Raw genomic sequence first — 12,345 nt, 5'->3', positions numbered from 1 at the left:
GGGACGGGCTCTTCGGCCCATCCCACAATAAAAAATAACTCTTGTGGGATGGGCCGAAGAGCCCGTCCTAATTATTTTTGCCAGAGGTCTATTGTACTTGCTAATAAAGGTATCCTCGTTACGCGCAACTACCGAGATTTTTCGCAAGTGCCTGGTTTACTGCAGGAAAACTGGACAATTCTACCTTAAAAGCAAGGGGCGAGATCAAAAAAAATCCCGCCCCAGCTTCAATTAAAAACTACCTTTGATCCCAAGCCTTAGCCGCATCAGCCACAGCTTGGTCTACCGACTTCTCATCCAACATTGCCGCCTGTAAATTGTCATAAATCGCCTTTTGCAGCTTCTTAACATCCTTGAGAGGCGGAATCAATAGCTCGGCGGAAGTCAACCCAGAAGCACTAACAACCCGAGCTCGATCGGCAGCAGCAGCATCAGTGGGAACGTTCTTAAAATAACCGTCCTGCAAAGCCTCAACCGTAGAAGGCAAAACATTAGCAGCCTTAGCAAAAGCCAACTGATTTTGAGAATTAGTGACGTACAGAGCAAACTTGACAGCATCATCAGGGCGCTTGCTGTCGCGGGGCACAACCAAATTCATCACCGCCACAGTCTTCTTGCCTGTTTCCCCCGTAATTTGAGGCGCAGCAGCCGAAACAGCACCAATACTCGGAGCATTCTCAGCAATCGCCTTCAAAAACTGAGGCCCAGAAGCCAACAAAGAAGTTTCCCCAGCTTGATAAAGCTCGATCGCCCTGCGATGTCCCTGCACCAAAACATCCTGCGGCAAAAGTCCGCCCTTGTACAAATCCACCCAATACTGAAAAACAGCTTTGCCCTTAGCAGTATTAAAAGCCGCCTTGCCTTGAGCATCCACCAAAGGCACACCCATCTGCACGAAAGATTGCAAAACTTCCGCCGAATCTTCCGGTACAAAAGTCACAAAAAAAGCAAACTTACCAGTCTTCTCCTTCACCTGCTTGGCAACCTGTGCCAACTCGGCATAAGTAGCCGGAGGCTTAGCAATTCCAGCCTTCTTCAACAACTCCGTATTGTAAATAGTTACCCCTGTCGTGAGATACCAAGGAATGCCAAAACTCTTGCCGTCGAGTACACTAGCTTTCCAGATATTTGGGAGATAGAGCTCGCGAACTTGCGGAGGCACCCGAGAGTCCAAATCCAGCCAAGCATTGCGTCCCGCCAACAGCGAAGCAAAATCGGGATTGAGGTTAACCACATCCGGCGCAGTTTTCGCCGAAACCGCCCCCAAAATCTTGCTTTCCATCGCCGACCAAGGAACGTCCACCCAGCGAACCTTCACCCCCGGATTTTCCGCTTCAAAACCGGCGATCGTCTTGTTGAAATACTCAGTAAACTGAGGTTGAAGCTGCATAGTCCAGAACTCGATTTCCTCAGTATTCTTTGCCTGGGAATTAACAGCCGGCTTGCCGCAACTGACCACCGCCGCCAGCAGCAGCCCCACCAGTCCAAAAACAGCAAACAGTTGCCAAGATTTACGTTTCATAGAATAAAATTTGAGAGTAATGGGAACCGTTAGACAAAAAAGCGTGAAGCGAAGCTATCTTCCTGCAGGGGTTCCCGAAGGGTAGGGAATCGCCCTCTGCAAGCGCTCGCGAGTGTGAGAGAGAGTTTTGTAGCCGGGGCCCCCGAGTGAGAGAGTCGGTTTTTGTGCAGAATCGGCAGGTTTTGGGTCGATCGAGCTGGAATTTGTTGACATTCTCCGCAGAATAGCTATTGTCAAGTAAATTGGATAGCATAAAATCGGAACTAGCTATCGCGCAACACAGACGGATCTGCGCAGAAGAAGGCGGAATACCGAGATTACAGCACTCTTTCGGCAGTTGGAAACCAACCCTCCAACACCGGGTGCGCTGAATCAGGCTGGTCAACTACAAAAGAAAAAAATAGCAATTAGCGGCGACCCAATCACATGGTTAACTTTTTCAAAAGTCTATTTTCCCAACGCCAGCCAGGAATCGGGATCGAAATAGCCCCAGACCGCATCAACATCATTCAGCTCGAAAAGAAAGCTCAGACATTAAAATTAGGCATCCTAGCCTCAATAGAAGTTCCAGAAGACATGGTGCAAGAGGGACAAATAGTCGATCCGCCAGGAATGGCAGAACTAATAAAAGCCGTCCTCGACGACAACAAAATCAAAGCCAAGCGAGTAGCCACAGCCATTCCCGGCCGCGAAGCCGTCATCCGCTTAATCCCAGTTCCAGCAGAACTCAACGAAGAAGAACTGCGGGATTACATGAACGCAGAAGCAGGACTGTACTTGCCCTTTCCCAGAGAAGACGCCGACGTAGACTATCAAAAAATCGGCTTATTTGTAGATGGCGACGGCGTTGAAAAAGTGCAAGTCGTGTTAGTAGCAACTCGCAGAGAAGTTACCGACACATACATCGAAACCTTCAAAGAAGCCGGACTGCAGATAGACGTACTAGAAGTAACCAGTTTTGCCCTGATCCGCACCCTCAAAGACCAACTGCAACAATTTTCCTCCCAAGAAGCCGCCGTCCTGACCGACATAGAATTTGACAGTACCGAGTTAGCTATAGTAGTGGACGGCATACCTCAGTTCAACCGTACCATCCCGATCGGCACCTATCAAATCCAGAGCGCGCTCAACCAAGCCATGAACCTGCCGCCAACCAGAGACACCAGCGAACTGCAAGGCATGACCCTGCCAGTCACAGATACAATGGGCGTGTCGGGAGACGCCAATCCGGGCACAAATGCGATGATTAAAGTATTGGGAGAACTAGCAGACGAACTGCGCCGCTCAGTAGACTTTTACCTCAACCAGAGCGAAGAACTCGAAGTAGCGCAACTGCTGCTAGCGGGTCCTGGAGCTGCGATCGGCAAACTCGACGAATTTTTCATGCAAAGATTAAGCTTGCCGGCATCTCAAGTCGATCCCATCGAAACCCTAGGGCTCGAAATCAGCCAAGAAATTACCCCAGAACAGCGAGCAGGTTTAGGAGTCGCCCTAGGTTTAGGACTGAGGGAGGTTATGTGACTTAACAGTTTTAGATGAGAGAAAAACCGATTTGAGAATTTTAGGTAAAAGCCCCTTCCAAAAGAAGAAGGCAGAAAGCAGAAGGTAGAATATTGGAGGTAGAAGGTAGAAGGTAAAAGGTAGAATATATCTGAGGTAGAAGCAGCCCCTTCCTTCAGTAGAAGGCAGAAAGTTGTTTCTTTCTTCCCTAAATAAATCCTTCACTTGTACCAGCAATCTGGGGTTCTGTCTAAAATCTAAAATTTCAAATTTAAATCTATAGCAACAGCCAAGACAGTTAGGACCTTCTTAATTGCTGAAACATAAGCGGTCGATTGCTTCTACCTTCTACTTTCTACCTTCTACCTTCTACCTGGTGCCTTCTACCTTCTACCTGGTGCCTTCTGCCTTCTACCTTCTGCTATAAAATCGAGTGAAGCCATGTACAGCCTAGATATTAATTTTCTCAACGACCGTCCGGACTACAAACCCGTCGCAGCCAAAAGCTCAGCTAAAAGAAGTTCCGGTGGAGCCAAAGACCAAATGCCCCTAATAGGGGCGCTGCTGTTTGCCTTCGGCGTCAACGCCGCAGTCATGGGCGCCTGGTGGTGGGCGACTAACCAAAATACGCAGTTGGCCACAGAACAAGCAACCCTCGACCAAGAACTGGCAACGTTAAACACTCAAGCCAACACCATCAAAGCCATCAATGCCGAAACCGACAAAGTTACCGCCGAATACAAAGCATTAGCCGGAGTATTCGACCAAATTAAACCTTGGTCGGCGATGCTGCAAGACCTGAGTGGCCGCACTCCGGCGGGAGTGCAAATTGCCAGAATCGAGCAAATCGACCCCAGTCCCTCCCCCGTTGCAGCAGCAACCCCTCCCCCCGCAGCAACTCCCGCCGCCTCCCCGGGGGCGAGTCCGTCTCCAGCCAGCCCCACCCCGGCGGCTGCTCCCACCCCCGTCGTCCCGCAGCAAGCAGCAAAAGTACAAATTTCAGGGATAGCCAGTACCTTTGCTCAAGTTAACGACTTTATGCTGCTAGTCCAGCGCTCTCCTTTCTTCCTCAACACCGATACCAAACTGGTAACGGCCACATTAACAAACAACCCCACACAAATACAACTGCGCAACCAAAACGCAGCAGAACTTCCCCAACTGCGGCCGGTGGTGGTATATAAAATTGAAACAACACTCAGCCCGACGGGGGCCTCCGAGTTGCTCCCCGAGTTGCGGAGCAAGCAAGCAGACGGGCTAGCAATACGGATAGAAACACTTCAAGAAAAAGGAGTGCTAGAACCACAAAAACCAGAGGTGAAAAAACAATGACAGCAGAGTTTATTACTAGCGACAAACAAGAAGAAGATACAGGGACTCAGGAAATATTCGGCATTAAGCTGACGCCCCAAGTCCAAGCAATCGGCATCGCGGTACTTGGCCTCCTCCTTGCCGGCGGTCTCGGCTACCAGTTCGTACTGCCAGAATTCCAAAAAGGCGGCGAATTCAAGCAAAAAATTACCGAAAGCAAGCAAACGCAACTGCAATTGCAAGCTCAAATTCAAAAAAAGGCAGAAGCAGAAGCAAAGCAAGAAGAAGCAAAACAGCGCCGGGCCAACGTGACGGCAATGTTTGCCAGCGACGCCAGCGCCAGCACGCTTTTGCTGGACATGACCCAACTGGTTAATAGAATCAACGCCGGGGTGCAAGGAGACGACCTCAAGGCTAAAATTACTAAATTTGAGCCGTATCTCCCGCCACCTGCAACAGCCGCGGCGGCAGCTCTAGACCCAGATATTCTCACGGATACGTCCTTCGGGCCGTCCCTGGCTGGCAAGCTCAGACGCAAAAAATTTAAGGTAGAGTTTGAAGGCAATTTCGCTCAAACCCGCAATTTTATGCGTAACTTGGAGTTGATGCAGTCGCTGTTGGTAGTAAAAAATTTGAAATCTGAATTGCTATCATCAACTCAGCAACTGGATTTTGTGAAAGGGAAAATAGTCCCTGTGGATCAGCCGCTAACTAAAATTAAAACAGCTTTTGACTTGCACGCGCTGCTGCCGTTAAAGCAAGAAGAAAAACCGCCAACTCCGGCTCCGAGTCCCGGTGCTAAGTAGCGGTAGTTGGGCGGATATTAGCTATTGTTCTAAAGCCGCTCTTTCACAATTCGGGAGAAGGGAGAAGGCAGAAGGCAGAAGGTTGAACTTTGAAGATTGAAGGTAGAAGTCAAAAAATTATGAATGCCAAAAAAATATTTTTATATGGCAATCACAAATTAGGTCTTCGACAGATTTTCTTCTAATACCAGTTTCAAAAAGGTAAGGTAACTGTAGGATAGCTGTTAACCCTTATGTAATCAGTTATTCCCAATCGATTTGCGATTTGCGATTTGCGAAAATGGCATAACTTCTCCCTTCAAAAAGGCTCGAATCGAGAATCTTGCAGTCAGTGCAAGCAGCTAGCAACAAAAGGCTGCGAACAACAAATAACAAAGTGTAGTGGAGGAGAGAACGTGAAACAGCATCTACGGTTAAGTGCAGGACTCTGGGGCAGCGTTGCAGGAGTTCTGCTCGCCCAAGCTCCCGTCAAGGCAGCGCCGACTCAAGTCACAGGAGTGCAAGTCAGTCAAGCCAATAATGGGGTAAATATTGTCCTGGCTACCGAAAAGGGCGATCGCCCGCAAGTTTTCGCAATCAATAACGGCAATACTTACCAAGCCACAATTATCAACACCCAGCTCCGCTTGCCACAAGGCAACAGCTTCCGTCAAGATAACCCCGCCCCAGGCATTTCTTCGGTAGAAATCAGCCAGGTAGAGGCTAACAGCATCCGCGTTGTGGTGGCGGGCACCAACGGAGTTCCCAACGGACAAATTGTTCCGGGACAAGGCCAAAGCATCGTTCTCAGCGTTGCCGGAGTTGGCGGCACAGCACAGTCTGCCCAAACACCACCTCCGCCGCCTCCGGGACTGCCGCTGACCCAAACAGCTCCCCGACCGGCTCCCCAAGTCCGCACGTCGCAAAACCCTGGGGTGCTGCTGCCAAATCCCGAAGTTACTATTACCAGGAACGATCGCCCGCCGCTCCCCAGCGAAATTCAATCTCAGACAAATCAGGCTGCGCCTTTCCAACCGCGGGCAGTTGCTCCGCCCTTGGGAGATATCGCGGTATCTAACATCGCCCCGGGCGTGGGAAATATTGAACTGAGCTCGGGAGAACGTATCCCCCGTTTGGTGCTGCGGGATGCCCCAGTCCGGGACGTTTTGGCTCTGCTGGCTCGCGCTGCGGGCTTGAACATCGCTTTTACAGGTGGCGGGGCCCCCGGTCAACCCGGCCAACCCGCTCCGCCTCCTGCACCGGGAGCTGCAGGCTCCGATGAAGGGCCGAAGATTTCCTTGGACATCGAAAATGAGTCGGTGCAAGATGTTTTCAACTACGTGCTGCGGCTCAGCGGACTGCAAGCGAACCGCGTCGGGCGGACGATTTTTGTGGGCGCTACTTTGCCGATCGACTCGCGCAATATTATCATTCGGACTTTGCGGCTCAATCAAGTTCGGTCTACGGATGCAGCTAACTTTTTGAGTGCTCAAGGCGCGGAAACTCAACTGCCGATTACTCGGATCACGATTCAAACCGTCGGCCAGGGAAATGCGGCGCGGGATGTGGAAATTAGGGAACCGGACATTAAGGCGATCGGCGCTACCCAAGGCACCGGGCCGCTCTTGCTGAGGGGACTGTCGGTGCTGGCGGATGCGAGGCTCAATTCCATCACTTTGGTGGGCGACCCGCGCAAAGTTGACATGGCTGTGGCTTTCTTGACGCAGCTAGATTTGCGCCGCCGTCAAGTGGCTGTCAACGTCAAGGTGATCGATATCAACTTGTTGGGAACCAACGAAACTAACAGCAGTTTCTCTTTCGGAATTAATAACAATTTCTTCATCAATGACGATGGGGTGGCAAGTCTCAATTTTGGTGGCATCAATCCGGCCCCTATCCCTACCGTTCCAACTATCTTCGGTCGCCCGATCGTCGGGAATCCTCTTGTAACACAAGCGCCTTTCTTCGATCCAAACGGCAGGATACTTAACGTACCGCTAACAGCTCCTGGCGGCGGCTTGTTCGTGCAACCGACAGCTCCCATAACAGAGGATCCCGCGCGAGTTGGGATTAGCGATTACGAGGCGTTTGAAACAGACTTCACAACCGGACTGGTGACGAGTGTAGGAGAGGCAACTTTCAGTCAGTTCCCGCTGTTCCAGTATCCCAGGAGGTTCCTGTCGGCATTGCGGGCAAGTATTGTCAGCAACAATGGCAAAATCCTGACAGATCCGACTCTAGTGGTTCAAGAAGGGGAAACGGCGAATGTGAATATTACTGATGAGGTGATTACTAACATCACACAGCAAACGCAGACCACCGGAAATACAAGTACCACAACAACGACGGCCGTCAAAGACAGGGCGGGTTTGCAGTTAGGGGTGGCGATTGACCGGGTTGACGATAATGGCTTTGTCTCTCTGCGGGTGAACCCGATTATCAGGACACCCGGCAGGGTTCAAGACCTTTCGACTGGCGGGAACGTCAATACTATCGCTCTGCTGGGCGAGCGATCGTTGCAATCCGGGCTAATTCGCCTCCGGGACGGTCAGACTTTGATTGTTTCGGGGATTATCCGCGACGAGGAACGGATGATAGCGAACAAGATTCCGATTTTGGGAGATTTGCCGATTATTGGTTCGCTGTTCAGGAGCTCTACTAAGACCAACCAGCGGGCGGAGTTGATTGTATTGCTGACTCCGCAGATTTTGGATGATAGCGATCGATCGAACTTTGGCTACCAAAACAACATCAGTCCCGACGCCCGCCAACTGTTGCAGCGCAGTCAGCCCATCCAGCCGAGACAGTAGAGCGAAGGAAGAAGGGATTGGTGTCAACTTTCCACACTCTTTCCCCTCAGTCCGACAGGGGTGGAAACCCCTGGCTCCAAGCTTTAGTCCTCGCTAAGCGAGGACTAATGAGTTCTTTAGTCCTCGCTAAGCGAGGACTATAAATGACTCTTTCAGTCGTCTGAAGACGACTTCAGCTATGAGACAGGGACTTCAGTCCCTGGCGGGTTTCGGGAGAATGAAACAGCCAGGTCCCACCGGGGGAAAGAAAGAGGGGGAAACGAAGAAGGAAGAAGGAAAAAACTTTTCCTTTAGCCCTTGACAAATGACATTTTATTCATTCGGTTTTTCCTTCTTTTCCGCTCTCATATCCACCGAGGCGAGAAATCTTCTCTCCAAAGTGGTATTTTTTTACCTAATTTTGGGTATTAATTCTAAAAAGTTGCCAAGTTCCATATAAATTAAAGGTTCCACCGATCCATAACGGTCGGCAAGACTTTAGAATAATGCAGTGAAAATTAGATGCTGTGGGGTTTTCAGCAATTAGAAACAAAAATTCCTTTTCTGACCAATTACCCTAGGGTAATTAGTATTCAGCAGGAGTTTTGAATTGGGGAAGCGGACAGGAGCCAAAGGGAACAACCCAAACCTCCCAAGCCACACCCCTATGCAGTTGATAACTCACAGCTAATAGTTGAACTCTGTTTGACGTATTTTGCAAACCCTGAAGGAGTGCGCAATGAACAAAGGTGAATTGGTTGATGTAGTGGCGGAAAAGGCTAGTGTCACTAAAAAACAGGCAGATGCTGTTTTGAGTGCAGCCTTGGAAGCAATCATGGAAGCTGTCTCTGACGGCGACAAGGTGACGCTGGTCGGTTTTGGCTCGTTTGAGTCGCGGGAACGCAAAGCCCGCGAGGGTCGCAATCCCAAAACTGGCGACAAGATGGAAATCCCAGCAACCCGAGTTCCTGCATTTTCCGCAGGGAAGTTGTTTAAGGACAGAGTTGCACCGCCGAAAAACGCGGAATAGCTGGCGAACTGAGTCTTGATTAGACCTGTACACGGTGGGAATTTAGCTTGGGCAGCCGCACTGGCAGGCTGCCCTGCCTCTGCTATTCTCGATTTTTCTGCGAGTATCAGTCCTTTGGGCCCTCCTGAGTCGGCCCTGGATGCGATTCAAGCACACTTGAGCAGTCTGACGGCTTACCCAGACCCGGATTATGGAGAGCTCAGGACTGCTTTGGGTGAGGCTTTGAATGTTGACCCGGATTGGATTTTGCCGGGGAATGGTTCGGCGGAATTGTTGACTTGGGCGGCTTGGGATTTGTCGAAGCTTCCGGCGACTTATTTGGTGACTCCGGCTTTTGGCGATTACTGGCGGGCTCTTTCGGCTTTCGGGGCGAAGGTGCTCAAATGTCCTTTGGATCTCCAATTGTTGGACGCGGACCCTGTTCGCCGGTTAGTAACGGATGATTTGTCGGTTTCTAACCCTTCTCTTGTCTCCCCTTCTTTCCGTCTCCCCGTTCCTCTTGCTCTCGATGCCGAGAGAGGTTTGCTCCTGAACAACCCGCACAATCCTACGGGTTTGCTGTTTGGTAGGGAGGCGATTTTGCCTTATGTGAAGCAGTTAGGTATGGTGGTGGTGGATGAGGCCTTTATGGACTTTCTACCGCCTTCGGAGCAGGAAACTTTGATCGATGCTGTTGAGGAGTTTCCGAATTTGGTGATTTTACGATCGCTCACTAAATTCTATTCTCTGCCGGGACTGCGGTTGGGCTGTGCGATCGCCCATCCCGATATTCTGCGCCGCTGGCAGTTACTGCGCGATCCTTGGCCTGTGAATGCTTTGGCTGCTGCTGCTGCTGCTGCTGCGGTGCGAGATACTGTTTTTGAGCGGCAAACTTGGGATTGGCTGCCTGTTGCTCGCCGAGAGCTATTTGAGGGTTTGGCTAATTTACCGGGTTTGCAGCCAATTGCCGGGGCGGCTAATTTCTTGTTGGTTGAGTCGTCGATGTCGGTTTCTTTGATTCAAAAAAGTCTGTTGGAACGACACCGGATTTTGATTCGGGATTGTTTGAGTTTTCCTGAGTTGGGCGATCGGTTTTTTCGGGTGGCTGTGCGCTCAAGGGCTGAAAATCTGCGGCTGATCGCTGGACTTGCCGAAGTTATTCGTTAGCTTTTACAGCATTCGCCTCACGCGATAATCTGTGATTCGGCGCGCTCTCATATCCAGTCAATTACCGATAATAAAAAGTGTTTGTAGTGAGGACTAAAGTCCTGGGATTTTTATGAGGGCTCAAGTCCTCACTACGAACTAATTTTATTAAACTTATTGCATAAATCTGTGATTGATAGGGAAACCCCAGATAAACACAGGTAAACGCCGATAAGTTCCAGATATTTTGTGAGTATTGCAATTCAAATCTACCCAAGAAACCCGGTTTCTGACGTGATTGTTCGGAGCTGAATCGTATTGATATATAAGCTGTGCAGTGCGGGACTCTCGCACTCCTAAAAAACGCTTTTTACACTCCAGAAGGATGCTTCCACTGCTGACTGCTGACTACTCTCTACTGACTACTGACTTCTTTATTTATGCTTGACTATGATTTAGTGATTATTGGTGGAACTCCGGCCGGACGCTATGCTGCTTTGACTGCAACTAATTTCCCGGCCCGCGTTGCTTTGGTGGAACCCCCCAGCGGGCAAGATTTGCCCACTGGGGGGAAAGAGTCGATCGGCCTTGGTTTGAGATACAGCCAAACTTTGAGGGAGGCTGCTCGTTTTGCCCAGCAGATCGGCCGTCAGCAATTGGGGCTTCGCTGGGAAGTCGCTAATTCCTCGATGCCGATCGAATTGCGGTTTGACGGCGTTCTAAAGTGGGCCGAGGGTGTTGTTTCTAATTTGTCAGAAATTGATTCTCTCGACGTTTTGGCTGCTCGCGGGGTCGATGTTATTTTTGGCAGCGGCGAGTTTGTTGCGAAACCGGATTTGGCTTTTGTTGCGGGCGGGCGTTCATTGCGATCGCTCTGTTATTTGCTAGCTTGTCCAACTCTGCCGGCGATTCCCAATATTGAAGGACTTTCCTCGGCTGGCTTTTTTACTTCGGAAACTGTCGGGGAATTAGCAAAACTTCCACAGTTGCCTAAAAGTTTGGCTGTAATCGGCGCCGATCCCAGCGGTGTCGAAGTGGCTCAGACTTTTGCTCGGCTGGGGGTTGCTGTCACTTTGGTGGTGAAAAGTTCGCACATTTTGGCTAAAGAAGACCGGGAGGCTGCTGGTTTGGTGCAAGCTGGAATGGAAGCTGAAGGAGTGCGGATTCTGACTGCTACTGAGGTGACTCAAGCTAGGGTGATTGAGGGTAAAAAGTGGATTCAAGCTGGGCCAAGGGCGATCGAAGCTGAGGAGATTTTTCTAGCCGCCGGTAGAGGACACGATTTTTCATCGTTAAATCTCGAAGCGGCTAAGGTTAAATTCAGCGCTCGGGGGGTGATTTTAAATGAAAAGCTGCAAACAACTAATCGCCGCATTTATGCGATCGGCGATGTTGCTGGGGGTTATCCGTTCCCTCACATCGCTAATTACGAAGCTGCGATTGCTGTGAAAAATGCTTTGTTTTTGCCGCTGTTTCAAATAGATTATCGTGGGATTCCTTGGGCGATTTTTTCGGATCCGCAGTTGGCGAGGGTTGGCTTGACTGAAGCCCAAGCAAGGCGCCGTTTTGGAGACGATATCATTGTTTGTCGGGAATATTTCAAGAATATTGAAAGAGCTCAAATGTGCGGGGAGACAACGGGTTTTTGCAAGATAGTCGGGCTTCGCAACGGGGAGATTTTGGGAGCGAGTATTGTGGGCCCGCAAGCTGCTGAGTTGATTCACGCGATCGCTTTGGCTGTGCGTCACGGGATGAAGGTTGAGGCGATCGCCCAACTTCCTTATATTTGGTCGAGTTTTTCGGCAATTAACGGTCAAACTGCTGCTGTTTGGGAGTCGCAGCGCTTGGGTAGCAATACTTTTTCGCGCAATTTATGGGAGAATCTGTTTCACTGGCGCAGGTATTGGAATAAGTAAAGAAATCAAATGTTTGTAGTAGGAATTTTTGAAATTGCTATGATTACCCGCGAGTGAAAAAGTAACTTGCTAATAAGCTCGCTCAGCATTTAAATGCTGTGTCAATAAATACTCAAACCATCAGTGGCTCGTTGCTCCGACGCCGCCAAAAATAGGCAATTTAAATCTACAACAACTTAACTAATAACTGATGACTACTCATATCGTTTCCGGTTCCATCACAATAATAAAATCGAGTCAACAGTTAACACTCAACCATTGAGTTTTTCCACCCCGACTTCTACAGTCAACAGTCAATCGATTTTAGATTTTAGATTTTAGATTTTAGATTGAAGCATTGACCCCACGGATAAATTCGGGGGGCAAG

General features: G+C 49.8%; 8 protein-coding genes and 1 pseudogene. 8 read left to right on the top strand and 1 reads right to left on the bottom strand.

The window, feature by feature from the left end; genetic code table 11:
- Nucleotides 1-189 (top strand): annotated as a pseudogene (locus tag QUB61_RS34215) (hypothetical protein); the annotation flags it as partial.
- Between the two features lie 49 nt (nt 190-238).
- Here QUB61_RS34215 and QUB61_RS34210 read toward each other — a convergent pair.
- Complete coding sequence (locus QUB61_RS34210; RefSeq protein WP_333135160.1) at nt 239-1,522, bottom strand: sugar ABC transporter substrate-binding protein; 1,284 nt, start codon at nt 1,520-1,522, stop codon at nt 239-241.
- Between the two features lie 426 nt (nt 1,523-1,948).
- Between QUB61_RS34210 and pilM the strand changes: the two genes are divergently transcribed.
- The 7 genes from pilM (at nt 1,949) to QUB61_RS34175 (ending at nt 11,978) form a co-directional block, all read left to right on the top strand.
- On the top strand, nt 1,949-3,043 hold the full coding sequence (pilM, locus tag QUB61_RS34205) for a type IV pilus assembly protein PilM (protein WP_333135158.1): 1,095 nt from the start codon (nt 1,949-1,951) through the stop codon (nt 3,041-3,043).
- 420 nt (nt 3,044-3,463) lie between these two features.
- Nucleotides 3,464-4,354: a PilN domain-containing protein gene (locus QUB61_RS34200; RefSeq protein WP_333135156.1), complete on the top strand. Its 891-nt coding sequence runs from the start codon at nt 3,464-3,466 to the stop codon at nt 4,352-4,354.
- Entirely contained in the window at nt 4,351-5,139 is a 789-nt protein-coding gene (locus QUB61_RS34195) for a pilus assembly protein PilO (RefSeq protein WP_333135154.1), read from the top strand. Before QUB61_RS34200 ends, QUB61_RS34195 begins: the two co-directional genes overlap by 4 nt.
- A 395-nt stretch (nt 5,140-5,534) precedes the next feature.
- Nucleotides 5,535-7,928 carry an AMIN domain-containing protein gene (locus QUB61_RS34190; protein ID WP_333135152.1) on the top strand — a complete coding sequence of 798 codons (2,394 nt, stop codon included), beginning with the start codon at nt 5,535-5,537 and terminating at the stop codon, nt 7,926-7,928.
- A 718-nt stretch (nt 7,929-8,646) separates the two neighbouring features.
- Nucleotides 8,647-8,937 (top strand): HU family DNA-binding protein, encoded by a 291-nt coding sequence (locus QUB61_RS34185; RefSeq protein ID WP_172186158.1) that lies wholly within the window; start codon nt 8,647-8,649, stop codon nt 8,935-8,937.
- 15 nt (nt 8,938-8,952) lie between these two features.
- Complete coding sequence (cobD, locus tag QUB61_RS34180; protein ID WP_333135150.1) at nt 8,953-10,083, top strand: threonine-phosphate decarboxylase CobD; 1,131 nt, start codon at nt 8,953-8,955, stop codon at nt 10,081-10,083.
- Between the two features lie 419 nt (nt 10,084-10,502).
- Complete coding sequence (locus QUB61_RS34175) at nt 10,503-11,978, top strand: NAD(P)/FAD-dependent oxidoreductase (protein ID WP_333135148.1); 1,476 nt, start codon at nt 10,503-10,505, stop codon at nt 11,976-11,978.
- The last annotated feature ends 367 nt before the right edge of the window (nt 11,979-12,345 follow it).

The organism is Microcoleus sp. C2D2 (genome assembly GCF_036702495.1).
Lineage (GTDB): Bacteria > Cyanobacteriota > Cyanobacteriia > Cyanobacteriales > Microcoleaceae > Microcoleus.
The sequence above is the reverse complement of the archived record's forward strand: the minus strand, read 5'-3'. Positions and strand labels throughout refer to the sequence as shown.

Bases quoted from the DNA above. Each gene is read 5' to 3' on its own strand.
- QUB61_RS34210 (WP_333135160.1), bottom strand. From the start codon at position 1,522: ATGAAACGTAAATCTTGGCAACTGTTTGCTGTTTTTGGACTGGTGGGG.
- pilM (WP_333135158.1), top strand. From the start codon at position 1,949: ATGGTTAACTTTTTCAAAAGTCTATTTTCCCAACGCCAGCCAGGAATC.
- QUB61_RS34200 (WP_333135156.1), top strand. From the start codon at position 3,464: ATGTACAGCCTAGATATTAATTTTCTCAACGACCGTCCGGACTACAAA.
- QUB61_RS34195 (WP_333135154.1), top strand. From the start codon at position 4,351: ATGACAGCAGAGTTTATTACTAGCGACAAACAAGAAGAAGATACAGGG.
- QUB61_RS34185 (WP_172186158.1), top strand. From the start codon at position 8,647: ATGAACAAAGGTGAATTGGTTGATGTAGTGGCGGAAAAGGCTAGTGTC.
- QUB61_RS34175 (WP_333135148.1), top strand. From the start codon at position 10,503: ATGCTTGACTATGATTTAGTGATTATTGGTGGAACTCCGGCCGGACGC.